This is a genomic window from Pseudomonas sp. 22072, from assembly GCF_052046095.1.
GTDB lineage: Bacteria > Pseudomonadota > Gammaproteobacteria > Pseudomonadales > Pseudomonadaceae > Aquipseudomonas > Aquipseudomonas paracarnis.
This window is the reverse complement of the sequence record NZ_JBQEQE010000020.1, coordinates 30,352-50,119: the sequence shown is the minus strand read 5'-3', so window position 1 is coordinate 50,119 and position 19,768 is coordinate 30,352. Positions and strand designations below refer to the sequence as shown.

The following is a 19,768-nucleotide window of genomic DNA, read 5'->3' as shown; positions in this document are numbered from 1 at the left end:
CATGAAAAACGAATCTCCAGCCCGTGCCTGCGGCATCGACTTCGGCACGTCCAACTCCACCGTCGGCTGGATCCGCCCCGGCGAGGAGACGCTGATCGCGCTGGAGGACGACAAGATCACCCTGCCGTCAGTGGTGTTCTTCAACTTCGAGGAGCGCCGGCCGGTATATGGTCGCCTGGCGCTGCACGAATACCTGGAGAACTACGAAGGCCGCCTGATGCGCTCGCTCAAGAGCCTGCTGGGTTCCAAGCTGATCAAGCACGACACCAGCGTGCTCGGCACTGCCATGCCCTTCACCGACCTGCTGGCACTGTTTATCGGCCAACTCAAGAGCCGCGCCGAAGCCAACGCCGGTCGTGAATTCGAAGAAGTGGTACTGGGCCGCCCGGTATTCTTCGTCGATGACGACCCGATGGCCGACCAGGAAGCGGAAAACACCCTGGTGGATGTGGCGCGCAAAATCGGCTTCAAGGACATCTCGTTCCAGTACGAACCGATTGCAGCGGCGTTCGACTATGAGTCGACCATCGAGAAAGAAGAGCTGGTGTTGATCGTCGATATCGGCGGTGGTACCTCCGACTTCTCCCTGGTGCGTCTGTCGCCGGATCGTCGTCACAACGACAATCGCCAGAGCGACATCCTCGCCACCGGCGGCGTGCACATCGGCGGTACCGACTTCGACAAACAGCTCAGCCTGCAAGGCATGATGCCGCTGTTCGGCTACGGCAGCCGCATGAAGAGCGGCGCCTACATGCCCACCAGCCACCACATGAACCTGGCCACCTGGCACACCATCAACTCGGTGTACTCGCAAAAATCCCAGCTGGCCCTGGGCAGCATGCGCTACGACATCGAAGACACCGGCGGCATCGACCGCCTGTTCAAACTGATCGAACAGCGCGCCGGGCACTGGCTTGCCATGGAAGTGGAAGAAACCAAGATCCAGCTCACCCATCAAGACAGCCGCCACGTGCCGCTGGACCGCATCGAAGCGGGCCTGAGCGTAGACCTGAGCCGCGCACTGTTCGAGTCGTCCATCGACAGCTTGCTGGAACGTGTACGCGGCAGCGTCACACAGTTGCTCAACGACGCCTCGGTGAGCGTGGCGCAGGTGGACACGGTGTTCTTTACCGGCGGTTCCAGCGGCATCCCGGCGCTGCGCCACAGCATCTCTGCAATGCTGCCGAATGCGCGGCATGTGGAAGGCAATATCTTCGGCAGCATTGGCAGTGGTTTGGCGATTGAGGCGAGCAAGCGTTACGGTTGCTGAGTTGTAGCTGACACCGTGGCGCCCCCACTTGACGGTAACCACGATGCGAAGCGAGCCGCTTTTGATCTTGATCTGCTTTTGATCTTAGGCGCCCCGTTAAACCACGCTGGCCGGAATTCGACAGGGATTTGGGGGGTAAACCGGCAGGGATGCCGGTTTAGCCGCCCCGCGCCATGGATGGCGCGTGGCGGCGGCCCCCCAAATCACTGGCGAATTACGGGCACACCGAGCCCAAGCGAGGTGCCGAGTGGTGGGGCAAGAGCGTTTTGCTTACTTTTGCGCTTCTCAAAAGTGAGACGCCGTCAGGGCGGAACCCTAAGTGGCCGTTACCTAAATAACGGATATGTACGCGGTCAAATCCAATATCCCGGTCGGCAGTCAGGCCGCCTTCGCGAGCAAGCCCGCTCCCACAGTTTGATCGCGGGGCGTCAGATAGATAGGGGCCGGCTGTGAGGCCGTCATCGCAGGCAAGCCAGCTCCCACAATTTGATCGGGTTGTGTCAGGTAGATAGGCTTCGGCTGCAGGCCGTCATCGCAGGCAAGCCAGCTCCCACAGGTGATCGCATTTGAATGTGGGAGCGGGCTTGCCCGCGATGGCGTCAGCCCAGGCGACACAAGGCTTAAACCATCCCACCCAGCTTCAGCTCGCTTTTCAGATAGGCATAGTAAATCGGCCCCGCCACCACCCCCGGCAGGCCGAACGCTGCCTCAAACACCAGCATCGCCAACAACAACTCCCATGACTTGGCACTGATCTGCCCGCCGACGATTCGCGCGTTGAGGAAGTACTCGACCTTGTGGATCACGATCAAATACCCCAGCGCCGCCACCGCCACCCAGATCGACAGCGACAACGCCACGATGGTGATCAGGGTGTTGGAGATCAGGTTGCCAATCACTGGCAGCAGACCGAGCAGGAAGGTCAGCACGATCAGGGTCTTGGTCAACGGCAGGTGAATGCCACATAACGGCAGTACCACTGCCAGGAACACCGCGGTGAAGGCGGTGTTGAGCGCGGCGATCTTGATCTGGGCGAACACGATATTGCGAAACGCCTGGACCAGCAGGTGCAGACGGTCGAACAGCGCGGCGGCCAAGGGTTTGCGCTTGGTCAGGTCGGGCACGCGCTGCAAGGCGATGATCGCACCCAGTACCATGCCGATCAGCAAGGTGACGAACATGTGGGCGGCGTCTTTGCCAACCAGTTGCAGTTCGCTCAGGTGCTTGCTTAGCCAATCGCCAATGGCCACGCGAAACTCCGCGGCGCTGGCGGGCAAATAGGCGTCGATGGACGGCGGTAATTGACCGCGCGCGCGGTCGACCACGCCCATGAATTTGTCCAGGGAAGCCCCCGGGTTTTCCGCTTCGTGGAGCAGGAAGCTGATGGCGCCAGCGAAGATCAAGGCCAACACGCTGACGATCAAGGTGCCCAGCAAGGCCACCGCCAGCCAACGCGCGCGCCGGCCTTCGATCAGGCGTTGCAGTTGAGGGGTGAGCATGTTGACCAGTTCATAGACCAACAGGCCGGCCAGCAGACTGGGCAGCAATTTCAGCGGCAGTACCAGCAGCAACCCGCCGAAAATGATGATGTAGCTGGACAGCAACAACACATGACGCTGAGAAAACGTTGGCATACAGCCTCAAAACAAACGGCGTTGAAGGATGTTGTAGGAGCGAGCTTGCTGTGGCGAGGGAGCTTGCTCCCGCTGGGCTGCGAAGCAGCCCCAAACCATTGAGCCGGTGTGCACCAGGCATACTCGTCTGTTCGGTTTGGGAGCGCTTCGCGCTCCAGCGGGAGCAAGCTCCCTCGCCACACTTGCTCGCTCCTACAAAGGGGCTGTGTGCGAGTGTCGCAGCCTTCTATGGCCCGGGGCTATTATTTCTTCAGGCAAGTGCTCATGAAGGTTTTGCGCGCATCACCGGCCAAGGCTTGGGTTTTCGCCGACGCATTGCAGTCTTTCATCTTCTGCTGCTGCGGGGTCAGGGTCTTGGCGTCGTTGGCGGCAGGTGCCGACAGGCAGGTCTTCATGAAGGCCTTACGGTCATCGCCCTTGAGCGTCTTGGTGGTGGCCTCGGCATTGCAGGTGGTCATTTTGTTCTGCTGGGCAGTGGCGGCAAAACCCTGGGCACACATCAGCAGGCCCATCATCAACAACGGAATACGCAGCATCTTCATGGAGTTTTCTCCCTGTTACCGTGCCGACGGGCACGGCCTACAGCGCAGTGTAGTCAAAACCTGTTACAACTTCACCGGCCACGAATATTCGCCCGCCGGTATTGCTCCGGCGTGCAGCCGGCGTGGCGTTGGAACATGGCGATAAACGCCGAGGCGGTGCTATAGCCCAGATCAAACGCCACGTGTTGCACACTGCGGTCGCTGTCCAGCGCCTCGATGGCCGCCAGGTAGCGCAGGCGCTGGCGCCATTCGCCAAAGCTCATGCCCAGCTCGCGCACAAACTGGCGCGCCAGGGTGCGCTCGCTCACATGCACCTGCTCGGCCCATTGCGCCAGAGGGCGGTTGTCTCCCGGCTCTGCCTGCATGCCCTCCAAGACCCCAAGCAATCCCGGGTGGCGGGCGTAGGGCAGGAAGCAGTCGTGGACCGGCGCCTGCCTGAGCTGGTCCACCAGCACCTGGGCCAGGCGGATGTCGGCGTCGGTGCGCGGTGCATTGACATCGCGCAGGGCGAAATCCTTGAGGATCGCCTTGAGAATGTCGCTGATCGCCAGCGTGCAAGGCTGCTGTGGCAACTGCTCGCACAGCTGCGGCGCCAGCCCTACGGAGTGGTAGACAATCGCCTCGGCATTGTAGGAGCTGTGCTCAGTATGCGGCGGCACCCACACCGCGTATTGCGGTGGCGACATGAAGCGATTGCCCGCCACTTCCATGCGCATCACACCGCTGGCCGAGTAATCCAGCGAGCCCCAGGTGTGCTGGTGCGGGGTGCATTCGGTGTCCGGGGCAAAATCGGAATACCGAAAGTACACCGGGCTTGGCAGGCGGGCAAAATCGGGCAGGCGCACGGTGTGTCGGGACATATTGTCTGGATTCAACGCTCAGTTGTCTGGATCGCAGTATAGGCTTCGATCCAGACAGAGGATAATCCTGCCTCGTCAACACACTGGGTTTCTTTTCAATGCAATACGCGTATCCGCTGCTGGCTATCTTTATCTGGGCCGGCAACACCGTGGTCAACAAATTGGCCGTGGGCTCGATCTTCCCGGCTGAAATCGGCTTTTACCGCTGGCTGTTCGCTGCGTTGCTGTTCACGCCGTTCATGCTCAAACCGGTGGTCGCCCACTGGCCGCAGATCCGCCCCAACCTGGGCAAGATCTTTATCCTCGGCGTACTCGGCATGGCGGTGTATCAAAGCCTGGCCTACTACGCCGCAACGCTGACCAGTGCCACCAACATGGGCATCATCCTCTCGCTGATGCCACTGATGGCGTTGACCGCCGCGATTATCAGCCTCGGCCAACGCCTGACCTTTGGCGCGCTGACCGGCGCAGTGCTGTCGTTCGCAGGCGTGGTAGTGGTGGTGTCGGCCGGCAGCCTGGGCGCGTTGCTGCAACATGGGGTCAACCTGGGCGACGGCATGATGCTGGTGGCGACCCTGGCTTATGCGGTCTACAGCACCCTGCTGAAAAAATGGCAACTGCGCCTGCCGCCGTTGGTGCTGCTGTATTTGCAGGTGCTGGTCGCGGTGGTGGTGCTGCTGCCGCTGTATCTGTTCTCGGCCAAGGCCGGTTTGGGCTGGGCGAATATTCCGCTGGTGCTATACGCCTGCCTGCTGGCTTCGATGCTGGCACCGCTGGCGTGGATGCACTCGGTCAAGACCCTGGGGCCAAGCCGTACCACACTGTTTTTCAACCTGCTGCCGTTGATTACCGCGCTGATTGCAGCCGTGGTGCTGAAGGAAGAGTTGGCGCTGTATCACCTGGTGGGGGGCTTGCTGACCCTGGGTGGAGTAATTCTGTCAGAGCGTTGGACCACACCGGTCAGACGCCCTCAGGACACATCCTGTTAAATCCGATAAAACTTTTCGCCTGGCCCGGGACTCACAACCAATAGCGATCACGCCGGCAGAGCGTGGCGTACAACCGGATTAGCCCCAGGAGATTGAAATGACTGAAGCACGATTGACTGACGTTGCAACCCTGCGCAGCCGCGCCCGCCAGAACGTCGAAAACGGCGCCGTGACCGAAGGCTATGACGCCGACCGCGAAGAAATCATCCGCCTGCTCAACGAGTCGCTGGCCACCGAACTGGTCTGCGTGTTGCGCTACAAGCGTCACTACTTCATGGCCAACGGCCTCAAGGCCAGCGTGGCTGCCGATGAGTTCCTGGAACATGCGACCCAGGAAGCCGAGCACGCCGACAAACTGGCCGAGCGTATCGTGCAACTGGGCGGCGAGCCGGAGTTCAACCCCGACCTGCTGTCGAAAAACTCCCATGCGCAATACGTGGCGGGCAACACCTTGAAGGAAATGGTCTACGAAGACCTGGTGGCCGAGCGGATCGCGGTAGACAGCTACCGCGAGATCATCCAGTACATCGGTGACAAAGACCCGACTACCCGTCGCATCTTCGAAGACATCCTGGCTCAGGAAGAAGAACACGCCGACGATATGGCGGATATTCTGCAAGATCTGTAATAACTAACACCGCAACATCCCCCTGTGGGAGCGGGCNTGGATCAGTTGATAAATCATTGACTGATACTCCGCTATCGCGGGCAAGCCCGCTCCCACAGTTACTTAACGGTCTTGGGCGCCTTGCCTTCCTTCATCTGTTGCAGCAACGGTGCGCACTCATTGGGCTCGCCACCGCTTGGGGCAACCAAGGCGAGCAAGCCAGCAGCAGGCCCGGCGATCACGCCGAGGGCGACCATGCCCGCACCGCGTAGCGCCAACGGAATGGCTTTCACGCCAGCATTGGGCTTGATGAAAGGTCCATTGACGTAGAGCGGTGAACGCAGGGAGAACAGGCGAAAGCCCTTGGATTCCGGCGTGATGGTCAGGTCCAACTGCTCGGTGGCCATATTTGCGGTGCCGTCGATGTAGATGATCGCGTTCTCGGTATCGAACACAAACAGCCGCGTGGTCGCCAGGCCCGTCTTGATGCCGAAGTCCGCCGCCGCGCAGTTGATCTTCACTTCTTCGTCGCCGAACAGACGGCCCACCACGTAGTTGCCCACGTTGAGCCCGGCGATTTCCATCAGGCTTCGGCTGATGGCGCCATCGTTGATGAGCATCTTCAGGTCACCGTTGGACGTGCCCAACAGTGCCGCCACCGAGTTGCCGCGCCCGGTAATATCGGCATCGCCGTTGAGTTCACCGAAGCTGGTTTTCATCGGTTCGAACGTGGGGAACAGCTGCTTGAGCTTGAAGTTGCGCGCCGTGAGTTTGGCGCGGCCTTCCATCGGGGTGGTGCGGCCGTTCAAACGAATCTGCGCATCGAGCTTGCCACCGGCCACGCCGAAACGCAGGGGTTCGAGGCTCAGTTGGCCGTCGTTGAGCACCAGGTGAGTGTAGAGATCGGTAAAGGGCAAGTCAGCACTGTGCACGATGCGCTTGCCGGTGAACTCCACATCGGCATCCATCTCGCGCCAGCGTTCGGTGCGGAACTCTTCAACCGGCAGCACTTTGGTCGCCGGTTGCTTGCTTTCACCGCCACGGGCTTTTTGCTCGGCATTGGAATCTGCGCCAATCAGCGGCGCCAGGTCATCCATCAGCAGTTGGTTGGACACCAGCGCGCCGCTGAGCTTGGGCCGTGGCTGGCTGGCAACATAGGCCAGGTCGCCGTGGATGTCGCTGTTGCCGATCTTGCCGTTGAAGTTCTCGTAGCGAAAGGAGGCGCCGCTGGCCTCATGCAGTTTGGCGATCAGGTGGCCGTCGGTGGAATAGGCCGGCGAATCCGGCAGGGTCACGCCGGTCAACGGATACAGGTTGCCCAGGCTGCTGCCCGACAGTTTCAGGCGCAGGTCCAGGGCACCGAGGTTCAGCGGGTCGGTCAGGGTGCCGGCCAGGGCGATGCTGGTGTCCGCGATCTTGACTTGGGCTTGCAGCGGGAACGGCTTGGCCGCGTCCTGCAAGGCCAGCAAGCCACCGATCTTGCCCGTGCCCGCGAGTTTCTGGCCGTGGTACTGGCCTTTGACCTTGAGGCCGAACGCGTAGTCCTGGGGCGCCGAGCCTTTTTCCAGGGCTTTTTTGGCATCGGCATCGCCGACGATTTCACCGAAGGGAATCGGCTTGCCCAGCGGGTCGATGATCACATCCAACTGGGTCTTGAGGCTTTGATCGTCAAGTGTCACATGGCCTTTGTCGAAGCCGATGGCGCCAATATCCACCACCCAATTGGACGGTTCGGCGTTGGGGTCCTTGGGGTCGAACTTGAACGTCCAGTTGGCGCGGCCATCAGCCAGGCGCTGCAACTGGGCACTGGGTTCGGTGAGGTCGATGCGCGGGATCACCACACGCTGCACCAGCAAGGCCAGGGGCGAAATGCGCAGCTCAACCTTCTTGAGCGTGACCATCTGCGGTTGTTTCGACCAATCGGGGTTCCCCAGAGTCAGGTCTTCGGCAATCACATGGGGCCACGGCACCCAGCCGCGCCAGCCGCCTTCATCGGGCTCACGCTGCCACACCACGGCGAGGTTGCCGTTGATGGCGAACGGACGATGCAGTTCTTCGGAGACCTTGGCATTGAGGGGCGGCTTGATGCGGTTCCAGTCGAAGAACACCAACACCAGTACCACGATGGCAATCAACAGAACGAAGCTGGCGCAGCTCCAAGCGAGAATTTTACGAGTGCGCGTCATTGCACAGGACTCCTGAATACGACTGGCTGGGCAACAGCCTTTTAAACAGCTTATAGGACTACGACTGGCAAAGTGCCTGGGGGTTTAACGCAACCGCGGATTTAACCGAAAAAAGCGATTTTCCTGATCAACCAGACAATTCTCCCCATCGACGACGCACCATTGTTACCCAGGTTCGTGTCGAAAATACCCACATCGGTGCAAAGCCGCGGGCTTGAGAGGCTCGATCTAGAGCCTCCGGCGAGAACAATCAATTCTGTTGATTATTACCATTGTGTTTATGAACTTTTATATCGACTTATCAAGGGTAACATTAGCCCTGTACCCACTTTATCGCCCTCCCTAGGAGCAACCATCATGAAACGCCAATTACTCGCTACCGTTCTGTTATCTGTCCTGGCTTCCAGCGCTTTTGCCCTGCCAGCTGCCGAACAGGCCACCCCGCAGAACAAAGCTCAAGCCGTGCAAACCAGCCAAACCGTGGCTCGCAGCGGTTCGCAAGAAGACGAAAACCGTGATTACGCCAAAGGCGCCGTAGCTGAAAATGGCTACAACCGCTTGCAAGAGAAAGGTCTGGTCGAAGGCGGTGCTGAACAAGCCAACAAACGCGCCTACACCGAAGGCGTTGCTGAAGGCGGTGCCGACCGTCTGCAAGAACTGCATCAAGCACAGAGCTAAGCCTGTGGTGGCCCAGAAAAAAGCCCGATCTGCCGATCGGGCTTTTGCTTTTATATAGAACGCGTCACGCCCCGCCCCTGCCAAGTTCGACGCCGGCAAAGCGCTTTTGCTAGAGTGCGTCGCTGTACTTGCCGACAAAGCTCATCCGCTCATGCTGCCCCGCGCCGAACAGAAGCAACAGACCCGCCTCGCCCTGATGGACGCAGCCCGCCATCTAATGGAGTGTGGCCGTGGGTTTGGCAGCCTGAGCCTGCGCGAAGTGGCCAAGACCGCGGGTATCGTGCCCACCGGTTTCTATCGTCACTTTGCCGACATGGACCAACTTGGGCTGGTACTGGTAAGCGAGGTCGGCCAGACCTTTCGCGCCACGATCCGCCTGGTGCGCCACAACGAATTCGTGATGGGCGGCATCATTGATGCCTCGGTGCGCATCTTTCTCGATGTGGTTTCGGCCAACCGCTCTCAGTTCCTGTTCCTGGCTCGCGAACAGTACGGCGGCTGCCTGGCCGTGCGCCAAGCCATCGCTGCCCTGCGCGAAGACATCACTCGCGACCTGGCCGCCGACCTGACACTGATGCCCAAACTTCAGCACTTGGATGCCGAAGGTTTGCACGTGATGGCCGACCTGATCGTCAAGAGTGTGTTCGCCACCCTGCCCGATATCATCGACCCACCGGCCCACGCCTTGCCGGCCCACCTTACGCCCCAGGCGAAAATCACCCAGCAGCTGCGCTTTATCTTTATCGGCCTTAAACATTGGCAAGGGCTGGGCAGTACCGAGTAAGTCAATCAACCCGCCGTGTGGAACCGTTTGGCGGTGGTGTAGTGCTTGTTCCAGTAGCTATTGCTCAATGAATCGATACGGATGGTTTTGCCGGTGCGCGGCGAATGGATGAATTTGCCCTGGCCGATATAAAGGCCGACATGGCTGACCTGGCCCCGCCCGTTGCCTTTGAAAAACACTGCATCCCCTGGCTTTAAAGCACTGCGTTTGATGGTTGTCGCCGATGAACGGTGCATGGCGGCAGTGGTGCGGGGTAGCTGGATATTGGCTTGGGTCTTGAACAAGTACACCAGGAAGCTACTGCAATCGAAGCCCTGCTCTGCCGATGTGCCGCCCCACTTATATGGCGTACCCAGTAACTCATGGGCGCGGTCAATGACATCGTCGATAGAGGCCGGCTTGATGCTTTGCAGCGAAGAGCTGAAGGTGGCGCGGGGTTGAAAATTGGCCTTTGCCGATGAAATAAAGCAGGTCAGGCTGACAAGGCATACACAAAAAATTGATCGAAGCATGATGAACGTCGCGGTGGAATTAAACAGGCCGCATAGCCTAAAGAACCCGCAGGTAATCTCATGAGCTCCAAATCCTGATGACTCGTAGGAAAAATCCTAAAAAACACCAACAAAGAAAAAAATGAAAGAAACTTCATCAAACTGAGCGGCGCCATCAACGCAGAATGCCCCTCCCCGGTGCTATAAACCTCGGCACGCACCAAATTGATACACGCGCGGAAATCATCCGACGCCCTATTGAGCAGCATGCCTGCCTGACTACAGGGAATTCCTACTCGATTCCCTGATTGGCAAGCCCCTTGCTCTAGGTCTTTCATCGCTCACAGTTGGAAGCTCTCTGATGCTGGTGATACACCGCCGAATCGCCCCCCAAGCCCTCTGGGCCGCCGAGTTGCTGCTCAACTTCGAAGCCCGCAGCAAAAGCCGCCTGCGCTGTTTCAGTGCCGACGGTGAAGACGTCGGCCTGTTTTTGGAGCGGGGCCAGCCGCCCTTGCACGATGGTGAATTCCTGCAGGCAGAAGACGGACGCGTCGTACGGGTATGCGCCCGCCCTGAACAACTGCTGCACGTCACCTGCCGCAACGCCTTCGAGCTCACCCGTGCCGCCTATCACCTGGGCAACCGCCATGTGGCCCTGCAAGTCGGTGACGGCTGGCTGCGCCTGCTCGATGACTACGTGCTCAAGGCCATGCTCGAGCAACTGGGTGCCGATGCGCAGACCCTCGAGGCGCCGTTTCAACCCGAGCACGGCGCCTATGGCGGCGGCCATCATCATTCACGGCATGGTGATGAAGACTTCAACTACGCGCCCAAGCTGCATCAGTTCGGCGTGCGTCTATGAACCCAGCCTGGGCGCTGCTGCGCCTGGCCAGTCCGCAACTGCCGATTGGCGGCTACAGCTATTCCCAAGGCCTGGAAATGGCGGTGGACAACGGCCGCGTGCAGGATGCCGCGAGCGCTCGGCGCTGGATCAGTGACCAGTTGCTGCTCAACCTGGCGCGTTTCGAAGCCCCGCTGCTGCTCGCCCACTGCCGCGCAGCCTTCGAACAGGACTGGGCCCAATTGGCGCAGTGGTGCGACGAGCATCGCGCCAGCCGTGAGACCCGGGAGCTGTATCAGGAGAGTCGCCAGATGGGCTATTCCCTGCAACAACTGCTCAACGGCTTGCCGGAACTGGACGACAGCGCCCGTGATTTTCTTGCACAACGCGACGAACCGCATCTGGCCCTGGGCTGGGCCTTGGCCGCGCGCGCCTGGCACATTAACCCCGGCGATGCTCTTGCCGCCTGGCTATGGAGCTGGCTGGAAAACCAACTGGCGGTACTGATGAAAACCCTGCCATTGGGCCAGCAAGCGGCCCAGCGGTTGACCAGCGAACTGCTGCCGCTGCTGCAACAAGCACAGCAGGATGCCGAACGCATTAACCCTAACCATTTGGGCAGCGCCGCTTTTGGCCTGTCCCTGGCGTGCATGGCCCACGAGCGCCAGTACAGCCGCCTGTTCCGTTCCTGATTCTGGAGAAGCACATGAACACACAACCCCTGCGCGTCGGTATCGGAGGCCCGGTAGGCTCGGGCAAGACCGCCCTGACCCTGGCCCTGTGCCTGGCGCTGCGCGATCGCTACAACCTGGCGGTGGTCACCAACGACATCTACACCCGTGAAGACGCCGACTTCCTGGTGCGTAACCAGGCCCTGGCGCCGGAGCGCATCATCGGCGTGGAAACCGGTGGCTGCCCACACACGGCGATTCGCGAAGATGCCTCGATCAACCTGGAGGCCGTGGACCAACTCAACCGCCGTTTTCCCGGCCTGGACCTGATTCTGGTGGAGTCCGGCGGCGACAACCTGTCGGCCACCTTCAGCCCGGAACTGTCGGACCTGACCATCTATGTGATTGATGTCTCAGCGGGCGACAAACTGCCGCGCAAGGGCGGGCCCGGTATTTGCAAATCCGACCTGCTGGTGATCAACAAGATTGACCTGGCCCCGCTGGTGGGTGCCTCGCTGGAACTGATGAACAGCGACACCCAGCGCATGCGCAACGGCAAACCCTTTGTGTTCAGCAACCAGAAGACCGGGGTCGGCCTGGACGACATCGTCGCCTTCATCGAACGCCAGGGCCTGCTGACCGCCGCCTGATCAACCCATAAGGAACCTGTCCATGAGACTCAACAGACTTTTCGCCGCCGCCGCGCTGCTGCTCGCCCCTGCCTTGGCCTTCGCCCATCCGGGCCATGGCGACAATGGCCTGGTGGCCGGTATCAGCCACCCCTTGGGCGGCCTCGATCACTTGCTGGCCATGCTTGCGGTGGGCCTCTGGGCGGCCCAGCAAAAAGGCGCCGCGCGCTGGGCGCTGCCGTGCACCTTTGTCGGCACCATGCTGATCGGCGGGGTGTTGGGTTTCGAAGGGCTGCAATTGCCGGCGCTGGAAAGCGGGATTGCTGCATCGGTGCTGGCCTTGGGCCTGGCGGTAGCGTTGGCGGTCCGGCCGCCGCTGTTCGTGGCCGTGGGCGCCACGGCGTTGTTTGCGCTGTTTCACGGCGTGGCCCATGGCCTGGAACTGCCGGATATGACCAGCCCTTGGGCGTATGCGGCTGGGTTCGTGGGGGCAACAGCCGTGTTGCACGCTGCGGGTTATGCAGTGGTGCGCTTTTTGCCGGCAGCTGCGGCACCCTTGGTGCGAGTGGCCGGGGCTGCTTCGGCGGCGACTGGGATGTGGTTGCTGGCGGGCTGAGGAAAAGATCGTTCCCACGCTCCGCGTGGGAATGCAGCCTAGGACGCTCTGCGTCCCAAAGCATGACGCAGAGCGTCATAAAATGCATTCCCACGCAGAGCGTGGGAACGATCAGCCTGCTACCATGCGCGCCTACACCCCTGCCGTGACGACGCCAGCCAATGCCCATCGCTTCCCCCTCTTCCCTGACGCCTGTGCTCACGCACTTCCATGACCTGATCGTGCCCCTCTGGCAAGGCCCGGGCTGGAATGCCGACCTGGCACTGCCCTTTGAGGCACTGGATGCCGATCACCAGCCACTGCCCCCACAGCGCTATCGCGCCATGGCTTGCGCCCGGCAGTTGTACCTGTTCGCCAGCCTGATTGGCGAACCCGGCGCGGCTTTCGCCGAAGAACGTGCGGCTGCGCTGTTTCGCTCCCTGCAACGGCACTTTCATGATGCCGAACACGGTGGCTGGTTCTACAGCATCGACCCCGCCGGCCAGCCGCTGGACGAGCGCAAAGACCTCTACACCCACGCCTTCATTATCTTTGCCTGCGCCCATTACTGGGCCAAGGTGCGTGAGCCGTTGGTCGAGTCGGTGCTCAACGCTGCCCTGGAAGTCGTCGCCCAACGCTTTGCCACCGGTGACGGCTTGTACGAGGCCGTACTGGAGCGCAACTGGGCCTCGCTCGACTCCGGCCCGTTGCAAAACCCGTTGATGCACCTGGCTGAAGGGTTCCTCGCCACCCTCGCGGTGCGTGAGGACGCCCAGGTACAAGCGGCACTGCTGGCACTGGCGACGGCCATGCAGCAACGCTTCATCGACCGCGAGCACGGCGTGATGATGGAGAAACCTTTGGGCGCTGTGGATAACTGGTTTGAGCCGGGGCACCAGTTCGAATGGTTCTTTTTGCTGGAATCTTCAGCTGTGCTGCGCGGCACTGCGCTGCATGAGTCGCTGACACGGGCATTTGCCTATGCCGAGCAAAAGGGTGTGGATAAGTTAAGCGGTGCGGTCAGCGGCATGCTGGCGCTGGATGGCACGGTGCGCGACGGTACCCAACGGATCTGGGCTCAGGCGGAGTACCTGCGGGCACTGACCTTGCGGCCAGGCAGCGAGGCGATGCTGCAGCGTCAATTGCAGGCGCTGCAACAGCGCTTTTTGCATGCCAAGGGTTGGCATGAATGCCTGGATGCCGAGGGTAAGGTGAGCCGACGGGATATGCCGTCGACTACGCCCTATCATTTGGCGACTTGCTATCAGGGTTTGGTCCAGTATCTGGGCTGACCTGCAGGGCTCCATCGCAGGCAAGCCAGCTCCCACAGTTGATTGTGTTCGCACATTTAAATGTGGGAGCTGGCTTGCCTGCGATAGCCTCACCTCGCTCTAACAGACTTTAGGCAATCCACTTGCGGTCGCCCGTAAAACTGATAGTCAACCACCGCGCCGCATCCGCCGCCCCCAGCCCTGTGGATATCTCTTCACGCAGCCCATCGAGGGTGGCGACGTTATCCACCGGGTAATCCGCTGGCAGCACCACATGAATCTCGATAAACCGCGCCCGCCCGTGCTTCTGCACATAGGACACGTAGTCGTCGAAACCATGCTTGGCCTGCGCCGCGTCCATCACCTCGCGGACCTTGTCGTCCAAGTGATCCGGCGCGATCCCCAACACTTCGCGCAGCGCCGGGCGCAGGATCTTGAACGCCGGCGCCAGCATGCTCAGAGCCAGCAGGATCAGGATCAACGGGTCCACGTAGACCGCCCACTCGCCATAGCCCTGGGACTTGAGCAACAGCGCCGCCAGGAAGCTGATCAGCAAGCCCACCGACAGCATCGCGTCCACCAGCCAGCTGATGTTGTCGAACTGGATCAATGACGATTTGAGTGTGCGATTGCGGTAGCGCACATAAAAGAAGTACGCGAACTCCACGACCGTAAATACCGCCGCATAAATGATCACCAGCCCCAACTCGATTTCGCGCCCGCCATTGATAATGCCGAACACGCCATTGAGGAACGCGTAGATGGCGATCAGCAGCAGGAAACTGCCTTCTATCAGCAGCACCATCGGCTCCAGGTGCCAATAGCCGAATTGGAAACGCTCGTTGCTTTTCTTGGCGATCAGCTTGGCCGTGATCAGCATCAGCACCTTGATGGCGGTGGCGATCAGCGAGAAAAAGCCGTCGAACAGAATGGATTGGGCGCCGGATATCACACCCGTGACAATCCCTGCGATCGCGACTGCGAACATCAGGATAGTCGATTGTTTGAGCAGTGCCTGCTCACCTCGGTTACTCACATTGCCTCCTGTCAAAACCTTTAAACCGCTGGGTGCGGTGGGGTTTTCAGGCGGGCAGTGTACCTTATGCCGCATTTTGACCGATTTGCCGCCACTGATCGTTCCCACGCTCCGCGTGGGAATGCATCGCGTGACGCTCTGCGTCACCAGCAGAAAGCGGGGCGCAGAGCGCCCCCGGCGGCATTCCCACGCGCAGCGTGGAAACGATCAGCGTGTGTCGCGCAGGCGCTTAGCCCTTGGCCCCACGCTCAATCGCAAACCCAGCCCAGGTCTGGCTCACCGGCATCAACTCCAGGCGGTTGATGTTCACGTGCGCCGGGGTGTTCATCACCCAGAAAATCGTATCGGCAATGTCCTGCGGCTGGATCGGCTCCGCACCTGCGTAGGTGGCGTCATAACGCGCCTGGTCACCGCCGAAGCGCACCAGGGAGAACTCGCTTTCACACAAGCCCGGCTCGATATTGGTCACGCGCACGCCGGTGCCTTGCAAGTCGCAGCGCAGGTTCAACGAGAACTGCTTCACGAACGCCTTGGAACCGCCATACACATGGCTGCCCGGGTACGGGTAGTTACCGGCGATGGAACCCAGGTTGATGATCCCGGCACCGCGGCCATGGGCAATCAGGCGCGGCAACAGCAGGTTAGTGGTGGTCAGCAGGCCCTTGATGTTGGTATCGACCATGGTTTCCCAATCGTCGAGGTCGCACTTGGGCGCAGGGTCGGTGCCCACGGCCAGGCCGGCGTTGTTGATCAGGCCGCGCAGCGTGGCGAACGACGCCGGCAGGTTGGCGATGGCCTCCTCCATGCCTTTGCGGTCGCGTACATCCACCACCAGGCCATGCACTTCGGTCTGCTTGGAAAGCTCTTCGACCAAGGCGTTCAAGCGCTCGGCACGACGACCAGTGAGCACCAGTTTCCAACCGGCCTCGGCAAAGCGACGGGCACAGGCTTCGCCGAAACCTGAAGTAGCGCCAGTGATAAACAGCGTGTCGGACATGGTGTTCTCCTTGCGGGCATCGGGGAAAAAAACAGCCAGCAGAATGCCCTTACGCCGCGTTTGCGGCAACCGCTGTGCACACACACGCATGCCTGGCTGATCATTTTTCAACCAACCTTCGCAAAGCCGTATAAACCGTAGCTTGCAGCCATATACGCGCAGGTTATCCACAACTGCGCCCACAGTCTTTGGGGGCAAGTGCAAACGGCTCAAAGCCGCTGTGTACAAGGGTTGCAGGCGGTTTTATAAAGTTTTTTGCTTGACCTGGGCGAGCGCCTATGTAGCCGCTGACAAATGCAGAAAAACACAACGATGGCTCCAGGCCAGTCATTCCGGCCCCTGCGCAAGTCTTTCCAGAGTTTAGTCACAGACTTATCCACAGGCTGGAAGGACTTATTTCGTTCATATACCTGTGTCTTTAAACAGGTTGACAAACCCTTGAGACGGTCGCGAAAAACACCCTGATCGAAAAACAACCAACACGCTACAAGCCACGTGGTTAAAGGCTTTCAGCCAGCTACTCCCACGTTACCCACAGCCGGTTCCACAGTGGATGGGGACAAGTCAAAACTGTGACAAAACAGGGATTTGCGGCGGCTATATGTCGCGCTTTTGAGGTGGGCTGGATTTGTTTTCCACAATTTGGTGGAGGGCTTGTTGACACCGCAAAAACAAATGTGGGAACCGGCTATGGGTGGGCGCTGGCTTGCCTGCGATGCGGCCACCTCGGTATGTCAGCTAAACCGAGGTGATGCTATCGCGGGCAAGCCCGGCTCCCACATAAGGCCCGGTTCCCACAGGGTTGATGCGCCTGGATCTTGGGTCAGTGACCGCCCAGGTAGGCGTTGCGCACTTCCTCGTTCACCAGCAACTCCTTGCCGGTGCCTGTCAGGCGAATCTCACCATTGACCATCACATACGCCCGGTCCGACAGGCGCAGCGCATGGTTGGCGTTCTGTTCCACCAGGAAAATGGTCATCCCGGTGGACGCCAGCTCGCGCAGGGTGGAAAAGATCTGCTTCACCACAATCGGCGCCAACCCCAGGCTTGGCTCATCGAGCAGCAACAGCTTGGGCCGGCTCATCAGCGCACGGGCGATGGCGAGCATTTGTTGCTCACCACCGGACATGGTCATCGCCCGCTGGTTGCGTCGCTCCTTGAGCCTGGGGAACAGCTCGAACATGCGTTGCATGTCCTCGCTGGCGAACTTGTCGCCAATGGGGATGGTGCCCATCAGCAGGTTTTCCTCGACGGTCATGTCGGGGAACACCCGCCGCCCTTCCGGCGACTGCGCAATGCCGTTGGAAGCGATGTAGTGGGACGACTTGTGAGTAATGTCGACGCCGTTGTAGAGGATCTGCCCCGACTCGGCCCGAGGCTGACCGAAGATCGACATCAGCAACGTGGACTTACCCGCGCCATTGGAGCCGATCAGGCTGACGGTTTCGCCTTCGTTGATGTGCAGCGAGACTTTTTTCAGGGCCTGGATCGGGCCGTAGAACACGTCCAGGTCCTTCATTTCGAGGATAGGTGCGCTCATACCAGCTCCTCTTCGTCCGCGCCCAGGTAGGCGGCGATCACTTTCGGGTCGTTGCGGATCGCATCCGGGCCGCCTTCGGCGATCACGTTGCCGTGGTCCAGCACCACAATGTGGTCGGAAATACTCATCACCATGCCCATGTCGTGTTCGATCAGCACCACCGTAAGGTCGTGTTCGTCGCGCAGCAGGCGAATCATCGCGCTGAGGGCTTCGGTTTCCTGCGGGTTGAGGCCCGCTGCTGGTTCGTCCAGGCAGATGATCTGCGGCCGCGTGCACATGGCGCGGGCGATCTCCAGGCGGCGCTGCTGGCCGTAGGAGAGCTCGCCGGCCAGACGGTTGGCGCAGTCCACCAGGTCGACCACTTCCAGCCAGTAGAACGCGCAGTCCAGCGCATCGCTTTCGGCCTTGCGGTAGCCCTTGGTGTTGAGGATGCCGGCAAGCATGTTGCGGTTGACCCACATGTGCTGGGCCACCAACAGGTTTTCCAGCACCGACATTTCCTTGAACAGGCGAATGTTCTGGAAGGTGCGCGCCAGGCCGGCACGGTTCACCAGGTGGGTGCCGCCGAACATCTTGTAGTAAACGCGGCTGAGGAAGCTTTTGGGCGACACGAAGTCGGTGGCCTCAAAGCGCTCGCCGAGCAGTTGGATCACGTTGGTTTGCTTGCCGCGCACGTTGAGCTCGATCTTGCCGCCACTGGCTTTGTAGAAGCCGGTGAGGCAGTTGAACACCGTGGTCTTGCCGGCGCCGTTGGGGCCGATCAGGGCGAAGATCGAGTTGCGTTCAACCTTGAGGCTTACATCGCTCAAGGCTTTGATACCACCGAAGTGCATCATCAGGTGTTCGACAGACAGCACGACTTCCTTGCTCATGGCGCTACCCCTTTGCGTGGCGTCACACCGGTACGGCTAATCCGTATCAAGCCACGCGGTCGCCAGATCATCATCACCACCATCAACACCCCAAACAGCAGCACGCGGTACTCGGAAAAACTACGCAGCAGTTCCGGCGCCACGGTCAACACGAACGCTGCGATCACCACGCCAACCGTCGAGCCCATGCCGCCCAACACCACAATGGCGAGGATCAACGCCGACTCGAAGAAGGTAAACGACGACGGGTTGACGAAGCCCTGGTAGCTGGCAAAGAACACCCCGGCCAAACCGGCGGTGGACGCGCCGATGGTGAAGGCTGAGAGTTTGACCAGCACATGGTTCAGGCCCATGGAACGGCAGGCGATTTCATCTTCGCGCAGGGCTTCCCAGGCGCGGCCGACCGGCATGCGCGTCAGGCGATGCTTGATGTACAGCACGGCCAGCACCACCAGAAACAGCACGATGTAGATGAACATGAACTTGATGTTGGGGTTGTAATCGATGCCGAAAAACTCGTGAAACGGAATGCCGCCATCCTTCGCACGCTTGCCGAACTCCAGGCCCAGGAAGGTCGGTGACGGCACGGGCATACCGTTGGGGCCACCGGTGAACGACAGCCAGTTGTTGAGCACCAGGCGAATGATTTCACCAAAACCCAGGGTCACGATGGCCAGGTAGTCACCGTGCATTCGCAGCACCGGGAAGCCGAGTATGCACCCCGCCAACGCCGCCGCGATGGCCGCCAGTGGCAGGACCGTCCAGAAGCCCAGGCCCAGATATTGATAACCCAGCGCCAGGCCGTAGGCACCGATGGCGTAGAAGGCCACGTAACCCAGGTCGAGCAGGCCCGCCAGGCCCACCACGATGTTCAGGCCCAGGCCGAGCAACACGTAGATCAGCCCCAGGATCACCACGGTGAGCAGGTATTTGTTGGCGAAGATCGGAAACACAATGGCGATCACGATCAGCGCCGGGATGATCCAGCGCAGCCGCGACTTGTAATCCGGTGGCAGCACGTGCACGCCGGAGCCGCTGCTCTCGAACCCCTGCAGGATCTTCACGCCCTTGGGGGTTTGCAGGAACAGGCTGAGGGCAAAGCGCCCGGCCATCACGATGGCGACCAGCACGGCAACCCGCGCAGGTTCCAGGTTGAAGCTGTAGCCGTCGAGCACCACGCCGACAATCGGGCCGAACACGATCAGCGAAATCAGCCCCGCGAGTACCGTATCGACCACACTTTTCTTGATATCAATGGATTTGGCAGCAGACATG

The 19,768-nt window shown here is 60.3% G+C and carries 20 protein-coding genes; 10 read left to right on the top strand and 10 right to left on the bottom strand.

Features of this window, described 5'->3' with window-relative positions; translation table 11 throughout:
* Position 1 precedes the first annotated feature (1 nt).
* The gene (locus ACTJLA_RS19730) at positions 2–1,270 is read left to right on the top strand and encodes an Hsp70 family protein (RefSeq protein WP_054896375.1); all 1,269 of its coding nucleotides are present in this window, start codon (positions 2–4) and stop codon (positions 1,268–1,270) included.
* 620 nt (positions 1,271–1,890) lie between these two features.
* Here ACTJLA_RS19730 and ACTJLA_RS19725 read toward each other — a convergent pair.
* The 3 genes from ACTJLA_RS19725 to ACTJLA_RS19715 all read right to left on the bottom strand — a co-directional run bounded on the left by ACTJLA_RS19725 (position 1,891) and on the right by ACTJLA_RS19715 (position 4,306).
* Positions 1,891–2,904, bottom strand: coding sequence for an AI-2E family transporter (locus ACTJLA_RS19725; RefSeq protein ID WP_003188124.1), 1,014 nt, complete (start codon positions 2,902–2,904; stop codon positions 1,891–1,893).
* A 242-nt stretch (positions 2,905–3,146) separates the two neighbouring features.
* Positions 3,147–3,446 (bottom strand): PsiF family protein, encoded by a 300-nt coding sequence (locus ACTJLA_RS19720; RefSeq protein WP_003188123.1) that lies wholly within the window; start codon positions 3,444–3,446, stop codon positions 3,147–3,149.
* A gap of 71 nt (positions 3,447–3,517) precedes the next feature.
* The gene (locus tag ACTJLA_RS19715; RefSeq protein ID WP_034125676.1) at positions 3,518–4,306 is read right to left on the bottom strand and encodes an AraC family transcriptional regulator; all 789 of its coding nucleotides are present in this window, start codon (positions 4,304–4,306) and stop codon (positions 3,518–3,520) included.
* 98 nt (positions 4,307–4,404) lie between these two features.
* On the opposite strand from ACTJLA_RS19715, the gene ACTJLA_RS19710 reads away from it, so the two are divergent.
* Positions 4,405–5,295 carry a DMT family transporter gene (locus tag ACTJLA_RS19710; RefSeq protein WP_060764594.1) on the top strand — a complete coding sequence of 297 codons (891 nt, stop codon included), beginning with the start codon at positions 4,405–4,407 and terminating at the stop codon, positions 5,293–5,295.
* 97 nt (positions 5,296–5,392) lie between these two features.
* Positions 5,393–5,923, top strand: coding sequence for a ferritin-like domain-containing protein (locus tag ACTJLA_RS19705; RefSeq protein ID WP_034125674.1), 531 nt, complete (start codon positions 5,393–5,395; stop codon positions 5,921–5,923).
* Positions 5,924–6,021: 98 nt separating this feature from the next.
* On the opposite strand, the gene ACTJLA_RS19700 is transcribed toward ACTJLA_RS19705, so the two are convergent.
* Positions 6,022–8,088: an AsmA family protein gene (locus tag ACTJLA_RS19700; protein ID WP_440841941.1), complete on the bottom strand. Its 2,067-nt coding sequence runs from the start codon at positions 8,086–8,088 to the stop codon at positions 6,022–6,024.
* A 357-nt stretch (positions 8,089–8,445) separates the two neighbouring features.
* Here ACTJLA_RS19700 and ACTJLA_RS19695 point away from each other — a divergent pair, with 357 nt between their 5' ends.
* Both ACTJLA_RS19695 and ACTJLA_RS19690 read left to right on the top strand, forming a co-directional pair.
* Positions 8,446–8,766 (top strand): hypothetical protein, encoded by a 321-nt coding sequence (locus ACTJLA_RS19695; protein ID WP_003188116.1) that lies wholly within the window; start codon positions 8,446–8,448, stop codon positions 8,764–8,766.
* Positions 8,767–8,917: 151 nt separating this feature from the next.
* A complete protein-coding gene (locus ACTJLA_RS19690; RefSeq protein WP_003188114.1) occupies positions 8,918–9,550 on the top strand; it encodes a TetR family transcriptional regulator in 633 nt (210 codons plus the stop codon).
* A 5-nt stretch (positions 9,551–9,555) separates the two neighbouring features.
* Here the strand turns inward: ACTJLA_RS19690 and ACTJLA_RS19685 are convergent, their stop codons facing one another.
* A complete protein-coding gene (locus ACTJLA_RS19685) occupies positions 9,556–10,062 on the bottom strand; it encodes a C40 family peptidase (protein WP_034125672.1) in 507 nt (168 codons plus the stop codon).
* Between the two features lie 340 nt (positions 10,063–10,402).
* On the opposite strand from ACTJLA_RS19685, the gene ureE reads away from it, so the two are divergent.
* The 5 genes from ureE (at position 10,403) to ACTJLA_RS19660 (ending at position 14,069) form a co-directional block, all read left to right on the top strand.
* Positions 10,403–10,903, top strand: a complete 501-nt coding sequence (gene ureE, locus ACTJLA_RS19680) for an urease accessory protein UreE (RefSeq protein ID WP_054896372.1) — start codon at positions 10,403–10,405, stop codon at positions 10,901–10,903.
* The gene (locus ACTJLA_RS19675) at positions 10,900–11,574 is read left to right on the top strand and encodes an urease accessory protein UreF (RefSeq protein WP_314546025.1); all 675 of its coding nucleotides are present in this window, start codon (positions 10,900–10,902) and stop codon (positions 11,572–11,574) included. Before ureE ends, ACTJLA_RS19675 begins: the two co-directional genes overlap by 4 nt.
* 14 nt (positions 11,575–11,588) lie before the next feature.
* Positions 11,589–12,203, top strand: a complete 615-nt coding sequence (gene ureG / locus ACTJLA_RS19670) for an urease accessory protein UreG (protein WP_003188109.1) — start codon at positions 11,589–11,591, stop codon at positions 12,201–12,203.
* 22 nt (positions 12,204–12,225) lie between these two features.
* Positions 12,226–12,798, top strand: a complete 573-nt coding sequence (locus ACTJLA_RS19665) for a HupE/UreJ family protein (RefSeq protein ID WP_057977783.1) — start codon at positions 12,226–12,228, stop codon at positions 12,796–12,798.
* A gap of 161 nt (positions 12,799–12,959) precedes the next feature.
* Entirely contained in the window at positions 12,960–14,069 is a 1,110-nt protein-coding gene (locus ACTJLA_RS19660) for an AGE family epimerase/isomerase (protein WP_313042470.1), read from the top strand.
* Positions 14,070–14,178: 109 nt separating this feature from the next.
* On the opposite strand, the gene ACTJLA_RS19655 is transcribed toward ACTJLA_RS19660, so the two are convergent.
* The 5 genes from ACTJLA_RS19655 to livM form a co-directional block, all read right to left on the bottom strand.
* Positions 14,179–15,084 carry a cation diffusion facilitator family transporter gene (locus tag ACTJLA_RS19655; RefSeq protein WP_003188105.1) on the bottom strand — a complete coding sequence of 302 codons (906 nt, stop codon included), beginning with the start codon at positions 15,082–15,084 and terminating at the stop codon, positions 14,179–14,181.
* A 229-nt stretch (positions 15,085–15,313) separates the two neighbouring features.
* Complete coding sequence (locus ACTJLA_RS19650; protein WP_034125868.1) at positions 15,314–16,081, bottom strand: SDR family oxidoreductase; 768 nt, start codon at positions 16,079–16,081, stop codon at positions 15,314–15,316.
* Between the two features lie 823 nt (positions 16,082–16,904).
* Positions 16,905–17,621, bottom strand: coding sequence for an ABC transporter ATP-binding protein (locus ACTJLA_RS19645; protein WP_005784287.1), 717 nt, complete (start codon positions 17,619–17,621; stop codon positions 16,905–16,907).
* Positions 17,618–18,493 (bottom strand): ABC transporter ATP-binding protein, encoded by an 876-nt coding sequence (locus ACTJLA_RS19640; RefSeq protein ID WP_005784285.1) that lies wholly within the window; start codon positions 18,491–18,493, stop codon positions 17,618–17,620. The genes ACTJLA_RS19645 and ACTJLA_RS19640 overlap by 4 nt, the downstream gene beginning before the upstream one ends.
* Positions 18,490–19,767 (bottom strand): high-affinity branched-chain amino acid ABC transporter permease LivM, encoded by a 1,278-nt coding sequence (livM, locus tag ACTJLA_RS19635; protein WP_003188100.1) that lies wholly within the window; start codon positions 19,765–19,767, stop codon positions 18,490–18,492. Before livM ends, ACTJLA_RS19640 begins: the two co-directional genes overlap by 4 nt.
* Position 19,768 lies beyond the last annotated feature (1 nt).